Here is a 25,125-nt window from a genome sequence, read left to right on the forward strand (position 1 = left end):
CGAGGGAGCCGACACGAGCCGTCGAGGCGGTCTCCGGCACGAGGTCGTCACCCAGTCGTCACCCGACCCACGTCAGCGCGTCGCCCGGCGGGCCCGCCGGACCGCGACCGTGGTGGCGTGCGCATCGCGATCGTCACGGAGTCGTTCCTGCCGAGCGTCAACGGCGTCACGACGAGCGTCTGCCGCGTCGTCGAGCAGCTGCGCCGCCGTGGTGACGAGGTCGTCGTCATCGCACCCCGCTCACGCGAGCTCGGGCCGTCCCAGTTCGAGGGTGCGACCGTCCACCGCGTCGCGTCGCTGCCGGTGCGCCAGTTCGACGTCGGCCTGCCCGTGCCCGAGATCGAGCGCCTCCTCGCGGGTTTCGGTCCCGACGTCGTGCACGTCGCCAGCCCGTTCGTCCTCGGCGCCCGCGGTCTGGCCGCGGCCCGCGCGCTGGACCTCCCGGCGGTCGCCGTCTTCCAGACCGACATGGCGGCCTACGTCCGGCAGCACACGCCCGGGCCCGCGGGCGCAGCGGCGGCCGCGACGACGTGGCGCTGGATCCGCCGGATCCACGGCTGGGCGGACCTGACGCTCGCCCCGTCGAGCGCGGCCCTCGACCAGCTGCGCGAGCAGGACGTGCCGCGCACGGTGGTCTGGGGCCGCGGCGTCGACGCCGAGCTGTTCAACCCGGCCTGGCGCGCCGACGCCCTGACCCGCGCGCTGCGTCGCGAGCTGGCGCCGGACGGCGAACGCCTCGTCGGCTACGTCGGCCGGCTCGCCCCGGAGAAGGAGGTTGAGCGTCTCGCCGAGCTCGCCGACCTGCCGGGCACCCGCCTCGTCGTCGTGGGCGACGGACCGTCCCGGACTGCCGTCGGCACCGCGCTCACCGAGGCGGTCGCGGCATCCGCTCGCCGCCCGAACCGGCCACCCGTCCTGCTCGGGCCCCGGCACGGCGACGACCTCGCCCGGGCGTACGCGTGCCTCGACGTCTTCGTGCACACCGGGAGCGCGGAGACCTTCGGCCAGACCATCCAGGAGGCCGGCGCCAGCGGCCTGCCCGTCGTCGCACCGCGGGCCGGAGGCCCGATCGACCTCGTGACCGACGGGCTCAACGGCTACCTCTTCGACCCCGCTGAGCCCGGGTCACTGCGCAGGCAGGTCGGCCGCGTGCTCGCCTCGCCCGCCCACGCCGAGGACCTCGGGCGGCGCGGACACGACCTCGTCCGAAACCGCTCGTGGGGGTCGCTGGTCGGGCGGCTCCTCGAGCACTACACGACGGCGGTCACCTCCCGCGACGCAACCCGGCGCGCGGTCGTCCACCCGGCCGCGTGAGCGCGCCGGAGTCCGAGCGGCGTACCTGAGGCGGACCGACACGGATGGGCCGCCATCACCCGGATGTGACGCACGTGACACTAGAGTGAGGACGGCGCCCGACCAACGACGGTGGAGGTTCGCACGATGAGTGACACGAGGCTCGACCCGGCTTCGAGCGGAGGGTCCGTCGCCGGTGGCGTCGGCTCGCCGGGCAGGGCCCGGATCGGCGCGCGGACGCTGCGGACCGACCGCTGGTGGCTCCCGCCGGCGGTCACCTTCACGCTCATCGTCATCTGGCTGCTCTACGCCCTCGTCCGCACCTCGATGCAGCGCGACTACTTCGTGGCGACCTACCACTACCTGACGCCGTTCTACTCCCCCTGCGTGACGGCCTCGTGCCACCCCGAGGCGCGGCACCTCGGCACCTGGATCGGTGAGATGCCACCCCTCGTGCCGTACGCCTTCTTCCTCCTGCCGATCCTGCTCGGCTTCCGGCTCACCTGCTACTACTACCGCAGGGCGTACTACCGGGCGTTCTGGCTCTCGCCACCCGCCTGCGCCGTCGCCGAGCCGCACGCGACGTACACGGGCGAGACACGCTTCCCGCTCATCCTCCAGAACGCCCACCGCTACTTCTTCTACGCCGCCGTCGTCGTGTCGGCCATGAACACGCTGGACGCCTTCGACGGGTTCCACGGCAAGGACGGCGGGGTGGGGGTGGGCCTCGGCACGGTCGTGATGCTCGTCAACGTGGCCTTCCTGTGGCTCTACACGCTGTCGTGCCACTCGTGTCGCCACCTCATGGGCGGCCGGCTCAAGCACTTCTCGAAGCACCCCATGCGCTACCGCGCGTGGACCGTCGTGTCGCGGCTCAACACCCGCCACATGCAGCTGGCCTGGATCACCCTGGGCACCCTGATGATCACCGATCTCTACATCGCCCTGGTCGCGTCCGGGGCCCTGACCGATCTGAGGTTCTACAACTGATGGCCGCCGAGCTGGAGACCCACCACTACGACGTCCTCGTCGTCGGTGCCGGCGGGGCGGGCCTGCGGGCCGCCATCGCCGCCCGCGAGGCCGGCCTGCGCACCGCGATCATCTGCAAGTCGCTGTTCGGCAAGGCGCACACCGTCATGGCCGAGGGCGGCATCGCCGCGAGCATGGGCAACGTCAACAGCAGGGACAGCTGGCAGGTGCACTTCCGCGACACGATGCGCGGCGGCAAGTTCCTCAACTCGTGGCGGATGGCCGAGCTGCACGCCAAGGAGGCCCCCGACCGCGTCTGGGAGCTGGAGACGTACGGCGCGCTCTTCGACCGCACCCCCGACGGGCGCATCAGCCAGCGCAACTTCGGCGGCCACGAGTACCCCCGCCTCGCGCACGTCGGTGACCGCACCGGCCTCGAGCTGATCCGCACGATGCAGCAGAAGATCGTCTCCCTCCAGCAGGACGACCAGCGCGCGTCGGGCGACCCGGAGAGCCACCTCAAGGTCTTCGCGGAGGTCACGATCACCGACCTGCTCCAGGACGAGCGCGGTGCCGTCGCCGGAGCCTTCGGCTACTTCCGCGAGTCAGGGCGCTTCGTCCGGTTCAACGCACCGGCAGTCGTGCTCGCCACCGGCGGCATCGGGAAGTCCTTCAAGGTGACCTCGAACTCGTGGGAGTACACCGGGGACGGCCACGCCCTGGCGCTGCGCGCCGGCTCGACGCTCGTCAACATGGAGTTCGTCCAGTTCCACCCGACGGGGATGGTCTGGCCGCCCTCCGTCAAGGGCATCCTCGTCACCGAGTCGGTGCGTGGCGACGGCGGGGTGCTCAAGAACTCCGAGGGCAGGCGCTTCATGTTCGACTACGTGCCCGACGTCTTCCGGGGGCAGTACGCCCAGACGGAGGAGGAGGGCGACCGCTGGTACACCGACCCGGACAACAACAAGCGCCCGCCCGAGCTGCTCCCCCGCGACGAGGTGGCGCGTGCGATCAACTCGGAGGTGAAGGCCGGACGCGGCTCGCCCCACGGTGGCGTGTTCCTCGACATCGCGTCGCGGCGCAGCCCCGAGGAGATCCTCAAGAAGCTGCCGTCGATGCACCACCAGTTCAAGGAGCTCGCCGACGTCGACATCACCCGGGAGGCGATGGAGGTCGGCCCGACGTGCCACTACGTCATGGGCGGGGTCGAGGTCGACCCCGACAGCGCTGCCGCCGCCCGGGTGCCCGGGCTCTTCGCCGCAGGTGAGGTGTCCGGGGGCATGCACGGGTCGAACCGCCTCGGCGGCAACTCCCTGTCCGACCTGCTCGTCTTCGGTGCGCGCGCCGGGGCCGGTGCGGCGGCCTACGTCCGGCAGCTCGGCGAGGCCCGACCGGTCGCCCCGCAGTCGGCGGTCGACGCCGCGGCCGCCACCGCGCTCGCCCCCTTCGAGGAGGAGGGCGGCGAGAACCCGTACACCCTCCACCAGGAGATGCAGCAGACGATGAACGACCTCGTCGGCATCATCCGCAAGGCGGAGGAGATCGAGACGGCGCTCACGAAGCTCGAGGAGCTGAAGGAACGGGCCGGGCACCTGACGGTCGAGGGCCACCGACAGTTCAACCCCGGCTGGCACCTTGCTCTCGACCTGCGCAACATGCTCGCGGTGAGCGAGTGCGTCGCGCGGGCGGCCCTGCTGCGCCAGGAGTCCCGCGGCGGCCACACGCGCGACGACTACCCGGACATGGACCCGCACTGGCGCGCCCGCAACCTCATCTGCTCGGTCGAGGGTGACGGCATACGCGTCGACGAGCAGCCGATGCCGGCGATGCGCGAGGACCTGCTGGCCCTCTTCGAGCGCGACGAGCTGGCCAAGTACCTCACGGCCGACGAGCTCGCGGGCATCGGGGCCACCGGTCAGCCGACGGACGGGAGCGGGTCATGACCTACGACGCGGCGTTCCGGGTGTGGCGCGGCGACGCCGACGGTGGCGAGCTCGTCGACTACACCGTCGAGGTCAACGAGGGCGAGGTCGTCCTCGACGTCATCCACCGGCTCCAGGCCACCCAGTCGGGCGACCTCGCCGTCCGGTGGAACTGCAAGGCCGGCAAGTGCGGCTCGTGCAGCGCCGAGGTCAACGGCATCCCCCGGCTGATGTGCATGACGCGCATGTCGACGTTCAGCGAGACCGAGACGGTGACCGTGACCCCGATGCGGGCCTTCCCCGTCATCCGCGACCTCGTCACCGACGTGTCGTTCAACTACGAGAAGGCACGGCAGATCCCGGCCTTCGCCCCACCGGAGGGCGTCGCGCCGGGCGACTACCGGATGCAGCAGGTCGACGTCGAGCGCTCGCAGGAGTTCCGCAAGTGCATCGAGTGCTTCCTCTGCCAGAACACGTGCCACGTCCTGCGCGACCACGAGGACAACAAGGAGGCGTTCGCCGGGCCGCGCTTCCTCATCCGGGCGGCCGAGCTCGACATGCACCCGCTCGACGCCCGGGACGACCGCGCCGACCTCGCCCGCGACGAGCAGGGCATCGGGATGTGCAACATCACGAAGTGCTGCACGGAGGTCTGCCCGGAGCACATCCGGATCACCGACAACGCGATCATCCCGATGAAGGAGCGCGTCGTGGGCAGGCGCTACGACCCCCTCGTCTGGCTCGGCTCGAAGATCGGCCGACGCAGGACCTGAGCACGGGTCGAGGCCCGAGGTCTCGACCCGTGCCCGGTCGTCGGGTCAGCCCTGGGCGCCCAGCGAGCGCCAGTACGCGTTGAGGGCCCCGTTGGTCTTGACGAACCACACGATGGGACCGACGAGGACGAAGACCCCGAGCACGGCCCACAGCCCGGTGACGGCGCTGACCGGCGCCCGTTGCCCACGGCGCTCGTAGAGGCGTCCGACCTCGGCAGGCGACAGGAACGCCGACACGATCCCCGCGAAGAAGGCGATGACGAGGCCGAGGGCGCCGCCGATGCCCTCGCCCGTGTGCCGCTTCATCTCCTCGTGCGTCTGGTAGTACCAGACCCAGGAGTACACCCCGAGGGTGACGATGCACAGCAGCATGCACACGCCGGTGGAGCGCACCGTGCCGACGGGGCCGGTGCCCGGGCCCGCGTACTGGTGGGCCGAGGGCAGCAGGGGCGCCGCGGCAGCGGGCGCGACGGTGGCCGACGAGTCCGGCGGGGTGCTCGGGGCGGGGAACGAGTGGTGGTGGTCGGTGGCCGGGATCGGCTCGGTCATGGGTCCTCCGATGTGAGTTGACCCGGCAGAAGGTACCGAGCGGCGGGGCCTCGCGCAGCGCTTTGGGGGCAACACCGGCGCGGCGTCCGACACGGCGCTTCGTGGAAATGGTCACACTCGCGGCGTACCGGAGGGTAGGCGGCCGAGGCCGCTCAACAGCGGGGATAGGGTGCCCCCGTGGCGACAAACACTCTCCCGGCGACGGGATCGAACAGACCTGCATCCGCTCGCCGAACCACCGTCTTCATGAAGATCCTCATGGCGGTCTCGGGCGCGCTCTTCGTGTTCTACGTGCTGGCGCACATGTACGGCAACCTCAAGATCTTCGCCGGGGTCGAGGCGTTCGACGACTACGCGCTCCACCTGCGCACCATGTTCACGCCGATCCTGCCGTTCGGTGGTTTCCTCTGGCTCTTGCGCGCCCTCCTCGTGCTCGCGCTCGGCGCACACGTGTGGGCCGCGTTCTACCTGTGGAGCCGGGCTCACGGGGCGCGGACGACGCGTTACGTCGCCAAGGCCGCGGCGAAGGCGACGGTCAAGAGCACGGCGATGCGCTGGGGTGGGGTCGCGATCCTGCTCTTCCTCGTGTGGCACCTGCTGCAGTTCACGATCGTCAAGTTCAACGTCGGTGACGAGGCCGTCGGCGACAGCGCCGGCCGGCTCGTCATCAGCTCCTTCCAGGTCTGGTGGGTCGCGCTCATCTACCTGCTCGCCCTCGTCGCCCTGGGCATGCACCTGTGGCACGGCGTCTGGAGCGCCACCCAGACGCTGGGCTGGGCCGGCAGCGCCCGGGCCCGCAGGCGCGCCAAGCGGGTCGCCATGACCATCGCGCTCGTCACCTCCGTCGGGTTCGCCCTGCCGCCGCTCGCCATCCTGTTCGGAATCGTCAAGGGGAACTGACCGATGACTGACACCACTGCCACCGCGGGCGGTCCGTCCACCGCCACCGCGCCCAACTCCGGCGTCGTCCACGGCCTCTACACCGAGGGCGAGCCGATCCGTGACACGAAGGCCCCCTCGGGCCCGATCCAGGACCGCTGGAACACCCGCAAGTTCGAGTCCGGGCTCGTCAACCCGGCGAACCGACGCAAGCTCTCCGTCATCATCGTCGGTACCGGTCTCGCCGGTGGGGCCGCCGCGGCGACGCTCGGTGAGGCCGGCTACCAGGTGAAGTCCTTCTGCTACCAGGACTCCCCGCGCCGGGCCCACTCGATCGCCGCGCAGGGCGGCATCAACGCCGCCAAGAACTACAAGGAGGACGGCGACTCCACGTACCGCCTCTTCTACGACACGGTCAAGGGTGGCGACTACCGCTCCCGCGAGTCGAACGTCTACCGCCTCGCCGAGGTCAGCGCGAACATCATCGACCAGTGCGTCGCGCAGGGCGTCCCCTTCGCCCGTGAGTACGGCGGTCTGCTCGACAACCGCTCGTTCGGCGGTGTGCAGGTGTCGCGCACCTTCTACGCACGCGGCCAGACGGGCCAGCAGCTGCTCATCGGCGCCTACCAGGCCCTCGAGCGCCAGGTCGCCGCCGGGACGGTGACGATGTACAGCCGGCACGAGATGCTCGAGGTCATCGTCGCCGACGGCAGGGCCCGCGGCATCATCGCCCGCGACCTCGTCACCGGCGAGGTCGAGACGCACCTCGCCGACGCCGTCGTCCTCGCCAGCGGTGGCTACGGCAACGTCTTCTACCTCTCGACGAACGCGATGGGCTCCAACGTCACGGCCACGTGGCGCGCCCACCGCAAGGGCGCCTACTTCGGCAACCCGTGCTACACGCAGATCCACCCGACCTGCATCCCCGTCTCCGGCGACCACCAGAGCAAGCTGACGCTGATGTCGGAGTCGCTGCGCAACGACGGCCGCATCTGGGTGCCGAAGCGGGCCGAGGACTGCGAGAAGGACCCCCGCGAGATCCCGGAGGAGGACCGCGACTACTACCTCGAGCGGATCTACCCCTCCTTCGGCAACCTCGTGCCGCGCGACATCGCCAGCCGCCAGGCCAAGAACGTCTGCGACGAGGGCCGCGGCGTCGGGCCGAAGGTCGGCGACTTCCGGCGCGGCGTCTACCTCGACTTCACCGACGCCCTCAAGCGCATGAGCGCCGAGGCCGTCGCCGAGAAGTACGGCAACCTCCTCGACATGTACCAGCGGATCACGGGCGAGAACCCGTACGAGGTGCCGATGCGCATCTACCCCGCCGTGCACTACACGATGGGTGGCCTGTGGGTCGACTACGACCTGCAGAGCACGATCCCCGGCCTCTTCGTCGCCGGCGAGGCCAACTTCAGCGACCACGGCGCCAACCGGCTCGGAGCGTCCGCGCTCATGCAGGGGCTCGCGGACGGCTACTTCGTGCTGCCCCACACGATCCGCGACTACCTGGCCAAGGGACCCTTCGAGAAGCTCGGCGACGCCCACCCCGCCGTCGTCGAGGCGAAGGCGGCCGTCGACGCCCGGGTGCACAAGCTGCTGTCCATCAACGGCGACCGCTCCGTCGACTCCTTCCACAAGGAGCTCGGCGCCATCATGTGGGAGTACTGCGGCATGGAGCGCTCCGAGGAGGGGCTGCTCAAGGGCATCGACCTCATCCGCGGCCTGCGCGACGAGTTCTGGCGCAACGTCAAGGTGCTCGGCGCCGCCGACACCCTCAACCAGAGCCTCGAGAAGGCCGGCCGGGTCGCCGACTTCCTCGAGCTGGGCGAGCTGATGTGCATCGACGCGCTCCACCGCCGCGAGTCCTGCGGCGGGCACTTCCGCGCGGAGAGCCAGACCGAGGACGGCGAGGCGCTGCGCCACGACGAGCAGTTCGCCTACGTCGCGGCGTGGGAGTTCGGCGGGGACGGCGGCACGCCGGTCCTGCACAAGGAAGACCTGGTCTACGAAGCCATCGAGATGAAGCAGCGGAGCTACAAGTGAGCGACACCGGCATGAACCTCACCCTGAAGATCTGGCGTCAGGCCAGCGCGGGCGCCCGGGGTGAGATGGTGACCTACCAGGTCACCGACATCTCCCCCGACATGTCGTTCCTCGAGATGCTCGACGTGCTCAACGAGCAGCTCATCGCGCGCGGCGAGGAGCCGATCGCGTTCGACTCCGACTGTCGCGAGGGCATCTGCGGCATGTGCGGCCTCATGATCTCGGGTAGGGCACACGGTCCCGAGGTCACGACGACGTGCCAGCTGCACATGCGCAGCTTCTCCGACGGCGACGAGATCACCGTCGAGCCGTGGCGTGCCGATGCCTTCCCGGTCATCAAGGACCTCGTCGTCGACCGCGGTGCCCTCGACCGCATCATCGCGGCCGGTGGGTTCATCAGCGCCAACACCGGCTCGGCGCCGGAGGCCCACTCGGTGCCGGTTCCCAAGCCGAAGGCCGACCGTGCGTTCATGGCCGCGGCCTGCATCGGCTGCGGTGCGTGCGTGGCAGCGTGCCCGAACGCGTCGGGCATGCTCTTCATGGGCGCGAAGATCACCCACCTCGGCGAGCTTCCCCAGGGTCAGCCCGAGCGCGACGCCCGAGTCGTCAGCATGGTCGAGCAGCACGACCACGAGGGCTTCGGCGGCTGCACGAACATCGGCGAGTGCTCGCTGGCGTGCCCGAAGGAGATCCCGATGGACGTCATCAACCAGCTCAACCGCGACCTGCGGCACGCGCTGACGCACGGTCGCTGACCCCGCCGGCCGACGACCCGCCCCGGACCCCTGGGGCGGGTTAGTCTTTCCCGGCCATGACGCGTTCGAGGCCGACCAGCAGGACCAGACCGGACCGCCGCCGCACCGCCGCGGCTCCGGCCGGCGTCGTCGTGGCCGCGCTCGTGGCGTCGCTCGTCGCCCTGGTCGTGGCACCGCTCGCCGTCGCGGCGGGCGGCGCGGCCGCCGCCCCCGGGACCGGCCAGCTCGCACCTCGGGCCGCGGTGACCTGCCGCCCGTGGCAGACCCCGACGGTCGTGCCACCCGGCGTCGTCCTGACGCCCCGGGTCTTCCCGACCGACGACCCTGCCGACCCCGGACGTCAGCCCGCCTCCGTGCCCTCCACGTCGACCGCAGTGCCGGCGACTCCCGCGACGCGCGCCACTCCCGCGACCTCGTCGGTCCACCGGCCCGGGACGCTCGCCTCACCGGGCACGAAGCCGCCCCCGCGCCCGCGTGTCGTGTGCCGGAACACCGAGCCCACGCCGTTCGCCCACCCGCCCTGGGAGGCCGACTCCGTCGTCGGCGGCCCCCGTCTCGCCGAGGACGGCGTCGTCGTGGACAACGAACCGGGAACCCCGCCACCGCCCGCCGTCTACGACGTGTCCTACGTCGTGGCCGACCTCGCGACCGGCGATGTGCTGGCCGCCAAGGCCGCACACGCGTGGCTGCGTCCGGCCAGCACGCTCAAGACGCTGACCGCACTGACGTTGATGCCGCTGCTCGACCCGCGCCGCGTCGTGGTCGCGTCGAAGGACGCGCAGGAGGCGGCGGGCTCACGGGTCGGCATCCTCGCCGGCAACCGCTACCCCGTCGCCAGTCTCTTCGACGCGATGCTGATGTTCTCGGCCAACGACGCCGTGTACGCCCTCGCGGACGCCGCCGGCGGGTACGAGCGCACGGTCGCGCTCATGAACGACCGCGCCCGTGAGGTCGGCGCCTACGACACGGTCGTCGTCGACCCGAGCGGCCTCGACGAGGGTGACCAGCGCTCGAGCGCCTACGACCTCGCCCTCATCGCCCGTGAGGCGATGCGGCTGCCCGCGTTCCGGGCCGCGGTGGTCAGGCGCGACGCCGTGTTCCCCGGTGGCCGCGACGCCCACGGCAGGGTGTGGCCGCCGTTCCACGTCTACAACATCAACGACCTCCTGCGGCACTACCCCGGCGCCATCGGCATCAAGCCCGGTCGCACGGACCGTGCCCAGCACACCTTCATCGGCGCTGCGACGCGCGGCGGACGGACGCTCGTCGTGACGCAGATGGGCAGCGTCACCGGGTCGTGGAAGCCGACGGCCGCGCTGCTCGACTGGGGCTTCGCGAACGCCGGGCGCGTCCGGCCGGTGGGCCGGCTGGTCTCGCCCGGTGAGGCGTCGCCGCCGCGGGCCGCCCCCGCCCTGACGCCGCTGCCCGCGACGTCCGGGGCCACCTCGGGCGGCGCGTCGGTCCAGGACGCGACCGGCACCCCGGCTCCGGTGGCGGCATCGCACGCCACACCGGCCGACCCGGGATCCCTCGCAGTGCTCGCGTCGGTCGGTGGGCTCCTCGTGGCCGGCGTCGTCGCGGTCGGCCTGCTCGTCCGGCGCCGGCGCACCGCCGGCTGACACCGGCCCCGCGCAGACCGGCTGACAGCCGCGCCCCGAGCACCACCGGGCTGAGCCGGCGCTGCCTCACGCGTGACCGCGGGAGGCCCGGACGCGCCCGAGCACGGCGGTCAGGGGTGGCGGGGGCGGGCCACGACGACGAAGTGCACGTACGCCATGTCGCCGAACGGCAGCGGCACGACCCGGGACGCGGCCCGCAGGAGGGCACGGTCGCTCGCGGCCCAGCGTCGGCCCATGGTGTTGGCGCCACGGCAGGACAGCACGTCGTACCCGCAGTGCTCGAACATCTCGACCATCGTCGCGCGCGTGAAGAAGCGCAGGTGGGTGCGGTCGAGCGTGCCCTGGTCGACGTAGTCCCAACGGCCGCGGAGCAGCTTGAACAGGACCGGGGCGTACCGGATGCTCGGGATCGCCGCGACGACCACGCCGGACTCGGTGAGCAGGGGCGGCACCTGCCGCAGTACCGACCAGGGGTCGACGAGGTGCTCGAGGACGTCGTTGAAGAAGACGGCGTCGTAGCGCTCCCGTCGCCCGTCGAGCGCGTCCGGGAAGTAGCCCTCGACGACCTCGTCGAAGCCATGGCCCTCCCACGCGGCCGCGGCCTGGGAGGGCACGGCCTCGATGCCCACGACCCGCGCCTCCGGTCCGAGCACGCGGCGCAGGGTCACCCCGAACCCGCCCGAACCGCAGCCGACGTCGAGGACGGCGCGGGCGTGCGGTGGGACGAAGGGCGCGACGTCGAGACGCGCGTTGTCGACGTAGACGTCCTGCTGCGGCGGTTGCACGTCGGTCCCTCTCCCCTGGGTGAGGCCTCCCGCGGGTCTGCGGGTCAGCGTCCGGCCACCTTACGCAGGCGACGCGCCACGGTCGCGGCGAACACGGTGAACCCCCCGAGGACGAAGCCGGCCGCGACGCTGGTCCGGTCCACCGCGCGCGAGGGTGCCGATCCCCCCACCATCGACCGGCCCGACCGGCCCGACCGACCCGACGCGTCGGACGGGCCGGCCCTGTGGTTGCCGGGATCGGTCCCGCCGTACGGCGCGAGCCGGACGTCGCTGCCCGCGATGACCGGCGCGACGAACGGGGGCCGGACCGCCCTGGCGAACCCGGTGCGGGCCGAGTCGTCGCCCAGGGCCGTCAGGTCGACGCGTCCGGCAGCCCAGGCGGCGGACAGGAGCACGACGCGCGAGATGAGGTTGAGCCAGAACAGCAGGCCGACGGCGACGGCCACGGCTCCCAGCACCGGGTTGGACGTGGCCCGGCCGATGAGCCAGCCGCCGAGCAGCTTGAGCACGGTGAGGACCGACGCGCCGATGATCGCGGCCTGGCGCACGGACGCCCACGGCAGGGGCACTCCGGACAGGATCCGCAGGAGCAGGACCATGATGAGCGTGTCGAAGCAGAGCCCGACGAGCACGCCGGCCAGGGTCACGACGACGCCGCTGCCCGAGAAGCCCACCCACGAGGCGACCTGCTCGGCCAGCCCACCGGCGGCGCTCGTGAGGACGGCCGAGACCGCGACGGCCAGGCCGAGGGTGCCGAGGACGAGCAGGTCGCGGGCCTTGGTGCGCACGGCGTTCTCGGCCGACCCCTCGAAGCCGAAGACACCACGGATCCCGGTGCGCAGCGCCCCGACCCAGCCCAGCCCGGCCAGCAGCAGCGTCACGAAGGAGACGGCTCCGGTGACGGTCAGCGTCAGGCTCGACGGGGGCTGGATGCTGATGACGCCGCGGGGGTTGCCGGCGGTGCGGACCATGCCCGGCAGGGTCCGGTTGAGCGCGTCGGCGATCTCTGCGAGCAGGTCGGGCCGCCCCCGCAGGACGAAGCCGAAGATCGCGAAGGCGAGGGCGACGGCCGGGAAGACGGAGAAGAACGCGAAGTAGCCGACGCCCGCGGCGAGGAGGTCACCGTTGGCACCGCTGTAGCGCTGCCAGGACGCGTAGGCGTGGGTGGCCCGGAGCCGGTCGAGGAACCGTTTCAGCCACGCGGGCACGGGTCAGCCTCCTGACAGGTCGAAGGTGTGGACGGGCCGCCACACCTCGTCCGTACCCTGTTCGTAGAGGTGGTAGGACGCCACGGTGAACTGGACGGCGTAGCCGGCGAGCTCGTCGAAGGCGCGGTCGAGCGCCTCCTCGGGCACGTTGTGGGCGACGGTCACGTGCGGGTGGTAGTAGAAGTCGAGGCGGCGCGACACGGGTCCCGAGCGCAGGTCCATCTCGAGCGCCTCGCACGCGGAGACGCCCCGCGCCACCTGGATGAACACGACGTCGGAGACCGGCCGGAAGGTGCCGGTGCCGCGCAGCACCACATCGAACGGTGCGTGCTTCTGCGCGACGTCGGCGCAGTGCTGACGGAACTCGGCGTAGGCGTCCCCGTCGACGGGCGTCGGCGGCAGGAGCGTGATGTGCGCGGGGATCTTCGCCGCCGACGGGTCGCCGAACGCCGCCCGGCGGGCCTGGAGGAACTCGCCGTGCGGTGCCGGGATCGGGATCGAGACGCCGATCGTCGTCGGGCGCGCAGCAGTCACGACCCCGACCGTACCGAATGCGCCGGTGACGCACCCGTCCGGGCCGCGACGGCGCGGCGCGCCCGGAGACCGCCGACCGCCCGGGCGAGGCAGGGGTCGACCGTACGCTGGGCCCGTGCCCGGCCCACCTGCCCCGGACGGCGCCGGACCGCGTCCGTTGCGGGTCGCGGCCCTCTTCGTCAGCGACTGGGGTCACGAGTTCCGCGACGTCGCCGCCGGGCTCGTCCCCTCGCACCGGCTCTTCGGGATGGCCGAGCTGTCGGCCCGCGGCAACGTCGTGCGCCACCTGACGCGTCGGCGCCGGGTGCTTCGTCTGCCCCGCGCCCTCGAGTGGCGCGCCGCGCAGGCGCTGTGGCTGCTGCGCGGCCAGGCCCGGCTCGACGTCGTCGTCGCGACCCACGAGGCGGCCGCCGTGCCGGCCCTGCTGCTGCGCCGTGCGGGGCTGCTGCGTCGGCCGGTCGTCGTGCTCACGGTGGCCGCGCTCGACGTCGCCTCACGCCCCGGCTGGGGCGGAGGCGTCCAGCGTCTCGCGCTCGCCGGGGCCGACGCCCTCACCGTGTTCGCCTCCGCGCAGGTCGAGCCGCTCGCCCGGCGGCTCGGCGTCCCGGCGGGGCGGGTGCGCGCCGTGCCGCTCGGGGTCGACACGGCGTTCTTCCGCCCGGGCCGGGCCGAGCGCGACGGCGGGGTGCTCTCGGTCGGGACCAACGCCGGCAAGGACTACCCGACGCTCGTGCGTGCGCTCCCTCCCGGCCGGCCCTGCACCGTCGTCACCGACCCGTGGAACCGCGAGCAGGCTGCCGCGGTGATGGCCGGCCTCGCACACGGTCCGGACGTCCGCTTCCGCGCCGACGTGCCCATCGCCGAGCTGCGCGAGCTCTACGCGCGTGCCGAGGTCCTAGTCCTCCCGCTCCGCGAGGCCGAGGTGTCCTCGGGCCAGACGGTGCTGCTCGAGAACCTCGCCACCGGCACGCCCGTCGTCGTCAGCGACGTCAGCGGCGTCGCCGACTACGCCGACGCATCGGTCGTGCGGCTCGTACCAGCCGGCGACGTCGGCGCACTGCGCGCCGCCCTCGCCGACACGTCGTGGCACCACCGGGCGACCGGTGGTCCGGCGCACGTCACGGCCTCGTTCACGACCGCGCACCTCGCCGCCGCGGTCGAGGCGGTGGCGCGAGACGTGCTCGGGCGTCAGGCCCGGCCGCGACGCGGCAGGAAGCCGACCCGCTCGTAGACGCGGCGCACCGTCGCCTCGGCGACCTCGGCAGCGCGCTCGGCGCCGGCCGCGAGGATGCGGTCGAGCTCGGCGCGGTCGGCCATGAGCGCGAGCGTGCGCTCACGGAACGGCGCCACCGCCTCGACGACGACCTCGGCGACGTCCTTCTTGAGGTCCCCGTAGCCCCGGCCGGCGTACGTGGCCTCGAGGTCGCCGATGGCCGTGCCGGACAGCGCCGCGTGGATCGACAGGAGGTTCGACACGCCGGGCTTGGTCTCCTCGTCGTACCGGATGTCGCGGTCGGCGTCGGTGACGGCCGACTTGATCTTCTTGACGATCCGGGCCGGCTCGTCGAGCAGGCTGACCAGGCCCGCGTCCGTGGCCGCCGACTTGCTCATCTTGGCGGTCGGCTCCTGCAGGTCCTGGATCTTGGCGGTGGCCTTCATGATGTGCGGCTCGGGGACGACGAGGGTGTCACCGAAACGCTGGTTGAACCGCGCGGCGAGGTCGCGCGAGAGCTCGAGGTGCTGGCGCTGGTCCTCGCCGACCGGCACGACGTCGGCGTCGTAGACGAGGATGTCGGCGGCCTGCAGGATCGGGTAGGTGAACAGCCCGACGTTGGTGTTGGTGCCCTTGGCCGACTTGTCCTTGAACTGCGTCATGCGGCTGGCCTCGCCGAAGCCCGTGAGGCAGGAGAGCACCCACGCCAGCTCGGTGTGCTGGTAGACGTGGCTCTGGACGAAGAGCACCGACAGCTCCGGGTCGACGCCGCCCGCGATGAACTGCGCCGCGGTCAGGCGCGTCCGCTCGCGCAGCACGGCGGGGTCGGGCGCGACGGTCAGCGCGTGCAGGTCGGCCACGAAGTAGAACGCGTCGTGCGTCTCCTGCAGACGCACCCACTCGACGAGCGCCCCGATGTAGTTGCCGAGGTGCAGCGAGTCGCTCGTCGGCTGCATGCCGGACAGGCTGCGGGGCGTGGACGTCGGGGCCGGGGGCGTCGAGGGCATGCGTGCATTCTGGCCCATCGACGCGGCAGCGCCCCAACCCGGCCGCGCCGGGCGGTCGCTCCGACGCGTCAGGCCGAGGGGATGCCGCAGGAGTAGTCGGGGAACGGGCGGCAGCCACCGTTCCACGTGCTGCCCGTGACGGCGGCCGTGATCGGCGGCGGCGTGACCGCCGGCAACGGCCCGACGGGGTCGTAGGTGTAGGTGAGGGTCAGGGTGCCGGCCTGGCTCTTGGTGTAGTCGCGCGTGTACAGCGCGAGGCTCTTCACCGTGCTGGGCGGCACCTGGAACTGGCCGCCCACCTGCGCGCACGTGTCGGCGTCGAGGATGAGGAAGCCGGCGACCCCGAGGTCGTCACCGTCGATGGACAGGCTGGTCAGGGTGACGTCGGCCGCCGCGGTGCCGCTGTTGATGAGCTGGACGCCGAAGACGTAGCCCTTGAGCAGGTCGTTGGAGTTGCCGGGCAGCTTGCAGCCGGTGCCGGCCAGGCGCAGCGCCACGGTGACCGATGCGGCGACGGTCGGGGCGGCGGCCGCCACGAGGACCACCGGCGTGGCCCAGGCCGCTCCGCGCACGACGGTGCGACGGCTCGGTCGGAGCACCTTCTGCGCCTCGTCTCCTGAAGCGTCCCCTCGGCCTGCGTGACCGTTTCCCTCGAACACGTCCTGCACCCTCCCCGGTTCGTCGACACGACGGGACACCGCGCCCCGCGACGTCCCGTTCGGAGCGTAACGGGCGCAATGGCCGCGTTGCGGCGGTTTCGCGAAGGTTGCCCCCCTGCGTGACCCGTCGGGGCGTTCGCGGACTTTGCCCTGACACGTGCCTTTGAGCAGCGGTCGGGACCTCGGTGCGCCGCGGGCAGCGGTCAGGGGGCCGCGTCGAGGGCGTAGTCGACGACGACGGGCGCGTGGTCGCTCCACCGCTCGGCGTACGTCGGCGCGCGCCCGACCCAGGCCGCGGTCGCGGTGGCCGCGAGGCGCGGCGTGGCCAGCTGGTAGTCGATGCGCCAACCGGCATCGTTGTCGAAGGCCTTGCCGCGCCACGACCACCACGTGTACGGCCCGGGGCCCTCCCCGGCGTGGGCCCGGTGGACGTCGACCCAGCCGTGCTCACCGAGCCAGCGGTCGAGATACGCGCGCTCCTGCTCGAGGAAGCCCGCCTTGGCGAGGTTGCCCTTCCAGTTCTTCAGGTCGGCCTCGCGGTGGGCGACGTTGAGGTCGCCGGTGACGAGCATGAGCTCGTCGGCGGCCGAGGCCCGCGCCATGCGGTTCGTCATGGCGTCGAGGAAGGCGTACTTGACGTCCTGGCGCTCGGTGCCGGCCTCACCGGTGTGGACGTAGACCGACGCCACCGTGAACGGCCCCGAGGGGGTGGCCACCTCCGCCTCGACCCAGCGGCCGGCGTCGGTGAAAGTCTCGTCGACCCCGACGCGGGTGACGACGTGCGGCTCACGCGTCAGGACCGCGACGCCGGCCCGGCCCTTGGCCGCCCCCTCGGTGTGCGCGACCGACCAGTGCGCCCAGCCCAGCTCGGCGAGGACCTTGGCGAGGTCGGCATCACTCGCGCGCACCTCCTGGAGGCACACGACGTCGGGGTCGGCGGCGAGGAGCCAGGGCACGGCGCCGCGCCTCACCGCCGCGCGAATGCCGTTGACGTTGGCGGTGACGACGCGCATGGCCCCGATTGTGCCGGAACCGGCCGACACCGACCGAGGCGGGCCACGACGCGGACCGACGGCACCGGCCCCGCCGGCGCGGGCCCCCGACGGCACGGCCCCCGCCCGCGCGGGCCGCCGGCGCGGATGTGCGGGAACGGGTCCGGCGCGGTCGCGTCGCTGCCTACACTCGCGTCGTGCCGACCGATGCCCTTGCCGTCGCGCCCGTCGCTCTCGCCCTCGTCCTCGTCGTCAGCGCGGTCGGCAAGCTGCGCAGCCCCGGTCGGTCGGCCGGGGCCTTCCGCGACCTGAGGGTGCCCGCACCCCTCGCACACCGGGTCGTCGTGAAGGGCCTTCCGTGGGCCGAGCTCGCGCTCGCCGGCCTGCTCGTCTGCGGGGGCGGCGGGTGGGGCGTGGCCGCGGCGTTCGCGGCCGTCCTGCTCTTCGCGGCCTACCTCCTGCTCGTCGTGCGGGCGCTCGGGTTCGACGTGCCCGTCGACTGCGCCTGCTTCGGGGAGCTCTCCCCCGGGCGCATCACCCCCCGAACGGTCGCGCGCAACGCGTGGCTGCTCGTCCTGGCCGTCGTCTCGCTCGCGCTCGCCGCGCGCGGGGCCTCGGTCGTCGGCCGGGTCGCCGACGGCACGGCGCCCTGGTGGTGGCTGCTCGCGGCCGCCGCGGCCGGGGTCACCTCGTGGCTCATCGGCGGCGGCTCCGGGACCGGCGAGGCCGGGCCCGCGCATCGGACCGGTGGCGGTGAGGACCGCGAGGACCTCGACGAGTACGTCCGCACGCCGACGCCCGCCGTGACGGTCGTGCTCGCCGACGGCACCGAGACCGACCTGCGGGCCCTCAGCGCCGCACGGCCCCAGCTGCTCCTGTTCGTCTCGCAGGTCTGCGGCAGCTGCGGTCCCGTCATCGAGGCCGCGCCGCGGTGGCGCGAGCAGCTGGCCCCGGTCGAGGTCCGGCTCGTCCTCGTGTCCGCCCCGGGCGACTCGCCGCTGACGAGCACGGCCGAGCCGATGACGGTGCACGACCCCGCGAACCGGGTGTCGGTCAGTCTCGGGTTCCACGCGACTCCGACGGCGGTGCTCCTCGGCGCCGACGGCCTCCTGGCCGGTGGCCCGGTCACGGGCAGCGACGCCGTGCCGGCCTTCGTCGAGGACGTCCGGGCCGAGCTCGCGGCGGCCACCGACGTGAGCGTCCCGGCCGGGCCGGCGGGCGTCTGACGCCGACCGGTACGACGAGTCGGAGGGGCCCGACCCCAGCGGGTCGGACCCCTCCGTGTGGGCGGGTCGGCGGAGCCGCCGCCCTCCCCGTCAGGCGCAGCTGGCGTCGAGCCCCGCAGGCACCGGAACGGCACCCTGGATGCTGCACGAGCCGCCACCCGTGGTCGCCGGCGGCGTCGACAGCGTGCCGCTGGAGATGAGGACGGGCGCCGGGTCGATCGCGGCGCAGGTGCTGCACTCGTACCGCTGGTACTGCAGGCTGAACGACGTGTTCTTGCTGCTGGCCTGGCTGTTCGTGTACACGAAGATCCGCTGGCTCGTGCCGTCGGGCGTGCAGAACGTGTTGCAGACGGTGGAGCCGGGCGGCGCGCACGTGCCGCACGTGCACGACGTGCCGGCGGCGACGTAGACCTGGTAACCGGTGACCGGCACGCCGTTGATGCGCACGTCGGTGACGACGGTGACGCCGGTGCTCGGGTTCGGACCCGGCAGGTTGCGCGCCAGCAGCTCGAAGACGTAGCCCTTGAAGATGTCGTTGGCGTTGCCGGGCAGCTTGCAGGCCCCGCCCGTGAACGACAGCGGCCCCTCGGACGCTGCCACGGTCGGAGCAGCCGATGCGACGGCGATCGCGGGCACCGCCCAGGCGGCCCCCTTGACGACCGTGCGCCGGCTCGGTGACGTCGTGTCGACGCCCAGTTTCTCGGACATGCGGATTTCCCCCCACTCGATGTGTCTTCCCCCCGGAGAACGGCTCGACTCTAGCGACAAAACGGTCGCTGACCTGCGGTTTCGGGCAGAAGTGGGGCACGGCGGCGCCCGGGCCCGATTCACGTTTCGGGACGAACCAGGCCACTTCCGGACATGTCGTCGAGGGCCTGTCGGGTGGCCTCCACCGGGTCCTGGCCGGACGGGGCGCCGAACAGGTCGACGAGGTGTGCGGCGACGTCGCGCACGGTCAGGGGGCCGGCGGCGAGCAGCTCGAGGACGACGCGACCGAGCTCGGAGACCCGCACGACGTGGTGACCGGTGTCGCCGCCGACGAGGACGACGGTGCCCTCCTCGGTCGACAGGAGGTCGACGATTGGTCCGACGCCGACCGCTGCGTCGCATCGCAGCCCGCTGCCCGGGCCGCTCATCGCGTCCTCCCCAGCACCTCGGCGACGATGGGTTCGAGGTCGCACGCCTCGGCGTAGCGCACGACACGCAGCCCACCGGCGGCCTCGACGGCGTCGGCGAGCCGGCGAAGGGGCCGGCCGAGGCGCGCCAGCGACGACGTCTCGGGCGCCAGGGTCACGAGCGCGTCGAGGAGAGGCACGTCCTCGACCTCGATGCCGGCGCCCGCGGGTCGGTCGCGGCGCAAGGCGACGATCCCGGCGAGCCAGGGCGTCACGGCCGGTGGGACCAGGCCGAGGTCGCCGGGGGCCCGCTCGTCCTTGAGCGCCGAGCTCGCCGAGCGCCGGACGGACAGTGGCTTCGAGTAGGGCTCGATGGTCAGGTCCGGTCGCACCGCGACGGTCTCGTCGGTGATGTAGCCGCGGCCGGGTCCGAGCGTGCGGGTGGCCGTGGTCTTGCCGGTGCCGCCCGGAGCGACGTACACGAGCGCGGCCCCGGTGAGCGGGTCGCACAGCGCGCCGGCGTGGAACATCAGCGACCGGCCCGCGGCTGCGCCGATGGCGGCCCGGGTGACGCGCTGGGTGAGGTCCTGCAGCGAGGAGGCGACGGCGTCGGCCTCCGTGGAGGCCGGCGCGGGGTGGTCGACGTCGGCGTCGTGCGGTCCGTCGGTGTCGTCGAGGCACAGGTGCCAGACGCGGCGGGCGGCGTCGGCCAGCGCCGGGTCGAGGGTCACCGCGACCCGCCGGCCGAGGGCGCGGACGACGAACGAGTCGGCGTTCACGACGCACCACCGAGCCGGGCGAGGACCAGCCGCATCCGCTCCACGCGGTCGCTCCAGTCGAGCCTCGCGACGATCTCGTCCCGTTCCGGGGAGCCGGTGGACGCCGCCCGCGACGGCCCGCCGGAGTCCGGGACCGCGGCGAGCTCGCCGCTGTCGGCGAGGACCTCGGCGACGGCGAGGATGAAGGCCGCGCCGTCGGCGGAGCGCACGAGAGGGTCCTCGCTGTCGCGGAACCCGGCCACCGGCGTCGAGACGACGGGGCGCCCGGCGGCCGCGTACTCGTAGAGCTTGATGGGGTCGAGGCTGTCGGTGAACGGCGTCACCACGTGCGGCACGACGAGCACGTCGGCGTGCTGGAGGTAGGCGGGCACGTCGGCGCTGCGGCGTGCCCCGAGGACGATGGCCCCGGCGTCGCGCAGCCGCTCGGTGTCGCGGTGCTCCAGCGCGTCCGGCCCGACGAGCGCGAGCCGGCCCGGCCCTCCGGCCAGCCCCTCGAGGGCGGTGCAGAGGTCGATGCAGAGGTCGACGTCGAGACGGTCGGCGTGCAGCGTGCCCGCGTAGAGGGCGACGCGGGCGGGAGGCAGGTCGCCCGGTCGCTCGTGGCTCGCGCGGTACGCGGCGGTGTCGACGCCGTTGGGCACGAGCGTCACCGCGCGGTCCGCGCCCTTGCTCGCGGCGAGCTCCGGGGAGCACACGACGACCTCGGCGCAGCGCTCGAGCAGCACGTGCTCCTGCGCGCGCACCCGGTCCAGCTGGGCCGCGGGGCGGTCGGCGAGGGTCCAGTCGTCGGTGACGTCGTAGAGGGCGGGCCAGTGCGTCGCGGCGACGAGGAGCGCGCCGGTCGGGTCGTTGACCCAGAGGTTCGGCGCCGTCATGCCGAGGGTGCGCGAGGCCCGGATGACCTGGCGCGCCCAGCGGTCGTCGACGCCCGCGTCCAGCCGTCGCGGCAGCCACTTCGTCGGCTCGAACAGCCACAGCGCGTCGGGACCGACGCCGGGCAGCCGCGGACCGCGACGCAGCCCCCGGCCCCGGCGCGGCCGGGCGGCGCCGAGCGCGGCGTGCAACGGGTCGGTGGCCGGCTCGACGAACAGGACCCGCAGACCCGGGTCGGCGCGCAGCAGCCCGGCGACGAGGTGCTGGTTGCGACGCCACACCGCGTCCCAGGCCTCGAGGGAGGCGACGACGAGGTCCATGTCAGCGCACCTCCTCGTAGAGCCGGTCCGTGAGCTCGGCCTGGCGTTGCGGCGTGAACCGGGAGCGCTGCGCCTCCTGGAGGGCGGCTCCGTAGCGGTCGCGGCCGTCGGGGTCCTCGGCGAGGCCGCGCAGGAGGGCGGCGGCGGCCTCGGCGTCACCGGGTGCGTGCAGCGCGGCGCCCACGACCGAGCCGGACGTCTCGAGGTGGCCACCACCGGCGACGGCGACGACCGGCAGAGCGGCGGCCATCGCCTCGAGGACGGTGAGGCCCAGACCCTCGACCCGGCAGGGGGCGAGCAGCACCGAGGCCCGCAGCATGAGCCGGCCGACGTCGGCGCGGTGGCCGAGGAAGGTCGTCGCGGGGCCGAGGCCGAGACGGTCGACGAGCGCCGCGAGCGCCGCCCGCTCGGCGCCGTCCCCGGCGAGGTGCAGCCGCCACCCGCGCGCGGCGAGGCCCGATGCCGCGAAGGCCCGGACCGCGAGGCCGGTCTCCTTCTCGTGCTCGAAACGCTGGGCCACCAGGACGACCGGTTCGCGCTCGGCGGCGGTCGGCGAGACCTCCACCACGTCGACGCCGGGGTGGATGACGCGGCTCGGGCGACCGATGCTGCGAGCCACGTGCTCGCTGATGGCGACCCGGGCGCAGACCCGGCGGGCGGCGAGGCCGGCGGCGAGCGCCGAGAGGGGGTTGCTGCCCGGCGGCCGCGCGAAGTGCTGCGTGGCGACGAGCGGCACCGGACGGCCGGCGAGGGCCCCCGCGGCCGCGACCTCGGCGGCGGTCATGTGGGCGTGGACGACGTCGGCACCCCGGGCGGCCAGCCGCGTCCGCCGGGCGACGTCGGCGACCGTGCGGGCCGGCTCGTGGCGCACGTGCGGACCGGCCGCGGCCACGGTGCGGGCCGGGTCCCCGCCGACGACGAGCACCTCGTCGCCGCGGTCGGCCTGGGCCCGCGCGAGCCGGGCGACGTGGCTCTCGACGCCGGCGAAGGCGTCCGAGCGGACGACGTGCAGCACCCTCATGCCCCACCTCCGGGCGCGACGGAGCCGGCGACCGTCGGACGCGGGTCGAGGGAGGTCAGCAGGTCGAGGTATCGGCGCGCGACGAGATCCCACGAGTGTTCCTCGGCGGTGGCGCGAGCGGCGCCCCGGACGGCCTCGGTGTCGAGGGCGAGGACGCGCTCGACCGCGGCGGCCAGGGCCGTGGGCAGGCGACCGGGGGCGGCGTCGACGACGGCGCCGTTGACGCCCTCGACGACGAGGTCGGGGACGCAGCCGGTCGGGGTGGCAACGACGGGCACGCCGCACGCGAGGGCCTCGAGGACGACGAGCCCGTAGGACTCGTAGGCGCTCGGGCTGGCCAGCACGTCGGCCGCGTGCAGCCACGGGCGCGGGTCGGGGTGCGGGCCGACGAGGTGGACGCGGCCGTCGACCCCGACGCGTCGGGCCTGCTCGCGGGCCGCGGCGACGAGGTCGGGCGTCCCGCCGACGACGACGAGGTGGGTCCGGGGGCTGGTGGCGGCGAGCGCCTCCGTCAGCGCGGGCAGCCCCTTGCGGCCGAACTCGTTGCCGATGAAGAGGACGACGCGGTCCGCCGGCCCGAGGCCGAGGGCCTCCCGCGGGGCCGAGCGCTCGGTCGGCGTCGGCGGGCGGAAACGGTCGACGTCGACGCCGTTGCCGATGACGACCGTCGGCGGACGCAGCCGGGGGTAGGTGTCGCGGAGCAGCCGCTCCTCGGCGGTGACGAGGTTGACGACGACCCGGTGCGCGCGGGATCGGGTGTACCGGTAGCGGTCGCGGACCGTCGTGAACAGGTGGACCGGGTTGCGCAGCAGTCGCAGTCGGCCGTGGCCCCGCGCGGCCATCGCCACCTGGACGATGCCGTGGTTGACGTAGACGTCACCGGCGAGGGCGTCGTTGTGGCACACCGACAGCAGGTCGGGGTGGGCGCGCAGGTACCGCCGGGCCCGGGCGGTGCCGACGGTGGAGAACCACAGCACCCGGGCCAGCAGGGCGAGGCGTCCGCGGAGGCCGCCCCCGGGACGGGGCAGCCACCCGCCGCCGCACTCGGCGAGGGTGAACCGCCGCACGTCGACCCCGGCGCGCCGCCACTCCTGCTCGAGGTGGTGGGCGACGGCACCGACGCCGGTCCCCGGTGCGATCTCCGGGGTGATCTGGACGACGGCGGTCACGGGGCACCCACGCGTGGCGCCCACGCCACCCCCGTGACGCGGCGTCCGACGTCCTGTGCCGCCGTCGAGCCGGCGGCCGGCGTGGCAGCCCGTGCGGCACGGCGGGCCTCGGCGTACCGCTGCGCGCCGATGCCGATGCCGAGCACGACGAACGGCACCGACGCCTGCACCGCCGACCAGAACAGGTCGAACTGGGCCTGGCTGAACCGGTTGACGAGGACCGCGAGGGCGACGGAGCCGTAGCGGGGGTCCAGCCTCCACGCGACGCGGAGCGCGACGGCGAGCAGGACGAGGAACAGGACCAGCCCGACGACCCCGGCGGAGGTGAGCACCTCGATCTCGGCGTTGGGCGGCTGGAACGAGACGGCGAACCGGTCGGTGTACCACCAGCGCAGGCCGACGCCGAACCACGGGTCGGTGCCCCAGACGTCCAGGCTGTCCTGGAACCACGTGAGCCGCTGGAAGACCGAGTTGAACTGGTTGCCCGAGCTGAGCTGGTCCTGCACGAGGTTGGTGACGAAGAGGACCGCCGGCGCGAGGAGCAGGAGGACGAGCTTGCTGCGGCGGCGTTCGGACCGGCCGCGCAGCACGAGGACGAAGACGGCCGCGACGAAGCCGATGAGCGCCTGGCGCGACTGGGTCAGGAACATCGCCGCGACCATGACGGCGAGCAGCAGCCACCCGAGCCGGCGCCCGATGCCGGCCCACGCGGGACGGGCGTAGAGGATGGTGGCGCCGAACGAGCAGACGGTGCCCACGAAGTTCTTGTGCATCGGGTAGGGGATGGTGATGTAGACCGGCGAGAGGTCGCCCCGGAGCACCTGCAGGCCCCCCTCGACGACGGTGACCAGGGCGAGCAGCGCGACGGTCCCGATGACGAGGCGCAGGCCGGTGCGCGCGTGCCCGTTGGCCCCGATCGCCCAGCCGACGAGGACGCTGCCGGAGACCGTCATCCAGGCGTGCGCCCACTCGACGGCGTTGGCCGAGTACGGGTTGTCGACGACGGTGACGAGGGTCGCGAACTGGTAGGCGGCCGAGGCCCAGAGCACGGCGCGCAGGCCCGGTGCGAAGGGGCGGCGGGCCAGCAGGAGGGCCGGCAGGCTCGCGCCGGCGAGGGCGAAGTCCGACAGCGACAGGTCGACGCCCTGGCTGCCGACGCGGAGCACCGCGAAGAGCCCGGGCAGGACGGCGAGCGGGATCAGCCCGGGCTGGACCGCCGTGACGCCGGTCGCGAGGACGGCCACGCCGATGACGACCGCGGCCTCCGGCGTCGTGGCGGCGAACCGTCCGACGACGAGCAGCAACGCGGCGGCGAGCACGACGAGCGCGGCGGTGCGCACCCGCGCCCGCCACCGCTCCCAGGCCTGACCGGCGTGCCGGGCCTGCCCGCGTCCGGCGACGGCGCCACCCACCTGCGACATC

24 protein-coding genes are annotated in these 25,125 nt (G+C 73.5%); 10 read left to right on the forward strand and 14 right to left on the reverse strand.

The genetic code is table 11. From position 1 onward, the window contains the following. Positions 1–117: 117 nt before the first annotated feature. From AC1VM9_RS00105 to AC1VM9_RS00120, 4 genes are all read left to right on the forward strand, one after another. Positions 118–1,314 (forward strand): glycosyltransferase family 4 protein, encoded by a 1,197-nt coding sequence (locus AC1VM9_RS00105; protein WP_481342169.1) that lies wholly within the window; start codon positions 118–120, stop codon positions 1,312–1,314. A 126-nt stretch (positions 1,315–1,440) separates the two neighbouring features. Continuing rightward, positions 1,441–2,283, forward strand: coding sequence for a hypothetical protein (locus tag AC1VM9_RS00110; protein WP_483120440.1), 843 nt, complete (start codon positions 1,441–1,443; stop codon positions 2,281–2,283). Next, positions 2,283–4,205, forward strand: a complete 1,923-nt coding sequence (locus AC1VM9_RS00115; protein WP_483120442.1) for a fumarate reductase/succinate dehydrogenase flavoprotein subunit — start codon at positions 2,283–2,285, stop codon at positions 4,203–4,205. Before AC1VM9_RS00110 ends, AC1VM9_RS00115 begins: the two co-directional genes overlap by 1 nt. Further along, the gene (locus tag AC1VM9_RS00120; protein WP_481346061.1) at positions 4,202–4,957 is read left to right on the forward strand and encodes a succinate dehydrogenase/fumarate reductase iron-sulfur subunit; all 756 of its coding nucleotides are present in this window, start codon (positions 4,202–4,204) and stop codon (positions 4,955–4,957) included. The genes AC1VM9_RS00115 and AC1VM9_RS00120 overlap by 4 nt, the downstream gene beginning before the upstream one ends. A gap of 45 nt (positions 4,958–5,002) precedes the next feature. Here AC1VM9_RS00120 and AC1VM9_RS00125 read toward each other — a convergent pair whose 3' ends face one another. Next, positions 5,003–5,506: a DUF4234 domain-containing protein gene (locus AC1VM9_RS00125; RefSeq protein ID WP_483120445.1), complete on the reverse strand. Its 504-nt coding sequence runs from the start codon at positions 5,504–5,506 to the stop codon at positions 5,003–5,005. A 246-nt stretch (positions 5,507–5,752) separates the two neighbouring features. On the opposite strand from AC1VM9_RS00125, the gene AC1VM9_RS00130 reads away from it, so the two are divergent. From AC1VM9_RS00130 to AC1VM9_RS00145, 4 genes are read left to right on the forward strand one after another with little or no spacing between them, the layout of a single operon-like run. Then, positions 5,753–6,406: a succinate dehydrogenase cytochrome b subunit gene (locus AC1VM9_RS00130; protein WP_481346060.1), complete on the forward strand. Its 654-nt coding sequence runs from the start codon at positions 5,753–5,755 to the stop codon at positions 6,404–6,406. 3 nt (positions 6,407–6,409) lie between these two features. After that, the gene (locus AC1VM9_RS00135) at positions 6,410–8,428 is read left to right on the forward strand and encodes a fumarate reductase/succinate dehydrogenase flavoprotein subunit (RefSeq protein WP_481341003.1); all 2,019 of its coding nucleotides are present in this window, start codon (positions 6,410–6,412) and stop codon (positions 8,426–8,428) included. A gap of 11 nt (positions 8,429–8,439) precedes the next feature. Further along, positions 8,440–9,183, forward strand: a complete 744-nt coding sequence (locus AC1VM9_RS00140) for a succinate dehydrogenase/fumarate reductase iron-sulfur subunit (RefSeq protein WP_481341005.1) — start codon at positions 8,440–8,442, stop codon at positions 9,181–9,183. Between the two features lie 56 nt (positions 9,184–9,239). Continuing rightward, on the forward strand, positions 9,240–10,802 hold the full coding sequence (locus AC1VM9_RS00145; RefSeq protein ID WP_481341002.1) for a D-alanyl-D-alanine carboxypeptidase family protein: 1,563 nt from the start codon (positions 9,240–9,242) through the stop codon (positions 10,800–10,802). A gap of 110 nt (positions 10,803–10,912) precedes the next feature. Here the strand turns inward: AC1VM9_RS00145 and AC1VM9_RS00150 are convergent, their stop codons facing one another. Genes AC1VM9_RS00150 through AC1VM9_RS00160 form a run of 3 tightly spaced genes read right to left on the reverse strand, consistent with a single transcriptional unit; the run spans position 10,913 to position 13,329 of the window. Then, positions 10,913–11,587 carry a class I SAM-dependent methyltransferase gene (locus AC1VM9_RS00150; RefSeq protein ID WP_483120448.1) on the reverse strand — a complete coding sequence of 225 codons (675 nt, stop codon included), beginning with the start codon at positions 11,585–11,587 and terminating at the stop codon, positions 10,913–10,915. A 44-nt stretch (positions 11,588–11,631) separates the two neighbouring features. Continuing rightward, on the reverse strand, positions 11,632–12,795 hold the full coding sequence (locus tag AC1VM9_RS00155; RefSeq protein WP_481341000.1) for a YihY/virulence factor BrkB family protein: 1,164 nt from the start codon (positions 12,793–12,795) through the stop codon (positions 11,632–11,634). Between the two features lie 3 nt (positions 12,796–12,798). Further along, positions 12,799–13,329, reverse strand: coding sequence for a 2'-5' RNA ligase family protein (locus tag AC1VM9_RS00160; RefSeq protein WP_481340999.1), 531 nt, complete (start codon positions 13,327–13,329; stop codon positions 12,799–12,801). A gap of 115 nt (positions 13,330–13,444) precedes the next feature. On the opposite strand from AC1VM9_RS00160, the gene AC1VM9_RS00165 reads away from it, so the two are divergent. After that, entirely contained in the window at positions 13,445–14,560 is a 1,116-nt protein-coding gene (locus tag AC1VM9_RS00165; RefSeq protein ID WP_481340998.1) for a glycosyltransferase family 4 protein, read from the forward strand. On the opposite strand, the gene trpS is transcribed toward AC1VM9_RS00165, so the two are convergent. From trpS to AC1VM9_RS00180, 3 genes are all read right to left on the reverse strand, one after another. Next, positions 14,518–15,567, reverse strand: a complete 1,050-nt coding sequence (trpS, locus tag AC1VM9_RS00170; protein ID WP_481340997.1) for a tryptophan--tRNA ligase — start codon at positions 15,565–15,567, stop codon at positions 14,518–14,520. The genes AC1VM9_RS00165 and trpS overlap by 43 nt on opposite strands. A 50-nt stretch (positions 15,568–15,617) precedes the next feature. Continuing rightward, on the reverse strand, positions 15,618–16,148 hold the full coding sequence (locus AC1VM9_RS00175) for a hypothetical protein (RefSeq protein WP_481340996.1): 531 nt from the start codon (positions 16,146–16,148) through the stop codon (positions 15,618–15,620). A gap of 263 nt (positions 16,149–16,411) precedes the next feature. Further along, positions 16,412–17,221, reverse strand: coding sequence for an exodeoxyribonuclease III (locus tag AC1VM9_RS00180; RefSeq protein WP_481340995.1), 810 nt, complete (start codon positions 17,219–17,221; stop codon positions 16,412–16,414). 176 nt (positions 17,222–17,397) lie between these two features. Here AC1VM9_RS00180 and AC1VM9_RS00185 point away from each other — a divergent pair, with 176 nt between their 5' ends. Beyond that, complete coding sequence (locus tag AC1VM9_RS00185; RefSeq protein ID WP_481340994.1) at positions 17,398–18,426, forward strand: MauE/DoxX family redox-associated membrane protein; 1,029 nt, start codon at positions 17,398–17,400, stop codon at positions 18,424–18,426. 90 nt (positions 18,427–18,516) lie between these two features. On the opposite strand, the gene AC1VM9_RS00190 is transcribed toward AC1VM9_RS00185, so the two are convergent. The 7 genes from AC1VM9_RS00190 to AC1VM9_RS00220 form a co-directional block, all read right to left on the reverse strand. After that, positions 18,517–19,134, reverse strand: coding sequence for a hypothetical protein (locus AC1VM9_RS00190; protein WP_481340993.1), 618 nt, complete (start codon positions 19,132–19,134; stop codon positions 18,517–18,519). A gap of 119 nt (positions 19,135–19,253) precedes the next feature. Continuing rightward, positions 19,254–19,562, reverse strand: coding sequence for a hypothetical protein (locus AC1VM9_RS00195; RefSeq protein ID WP_481340992.1), 309 nt, complete (start codon positions 19,560–19,562; stop codon positions 19,254–19,256). Beyond that, the gene (locus tag AC1VM9_RS00200) at positions 19,559–20,320 is read right to left on the reverse strand and encodes a hypothetical protein (protein ID WP_481340991.1); all 762 of its coding nucleotides are present in this window, start codon (positions 20,318–20,320) and stop codon (positions 19,559–19,561) included. The genes AC1VM9_RS00195 and AC1VM9_RS00200 overlap by 4 nt, the downstream gene beginning before the upstream one ends. Further along, positions 20,317–21,513, reverse strand: coding sequence for a glycosyltransferase (locus tag AC1VM9_RS00205; RefSeq protein WP_481340990.1), 1,197 nt, complete (start codon positions 21,511–21,513; stop codon positions 20,317–20,319). The genes AC1VM9_RS00200 and AC1VM9_RS00205 overlap by 4 nt, the downstream gene beginning before the upstream one ends. A 1-nt stretch (position 21,514) precedes the next feature. Beyond that, a complete protein-coding gene (locus AC1VM9_RS00210; RefSeq protein ID WP_483120452.1) occupies positions 21,515–22,534 on the reverse strand; it encodes a glycosyltransferase family 4 protein in 1,020 nt (339 codons plus the stop codon). Beyond that, positions 22,531–23,703, reverse strand: coding sequence for a glycosyltransferase family 4 protein (locus AC1VM9_RS00215; RefSeq protein ID WP_483120453.1), 1,173 nt, complete (start codon positions 23,701–23,703; stop codon positions 22,531–22,533). Before AC1VM9_RS00215 ends, AC1VM9_RS00210 begins: the two co-directional genes overlap by 4 nt. Continuing rightward, on the reverse strand, positions 23,700–25,124 hold the full coding sequence (locus AC1VM9_RS00220; protein WP_483120455.1) for an O-antigen ligase family protein: 1,425 nt from the start codon (positions 25,122–25,124) through the stop codon (positions 23,700–23,702). The genes AC1VM9_RS00215 and AC1VM9_RS00220 overlap by 4 nt, the downstream gene beginning before the upstream one ends. Position 25,125 lies beyond the last annotated feature (1 nt).

The organism is Monashia sp. HAY1-11D, from assembly GCF_056868035.1.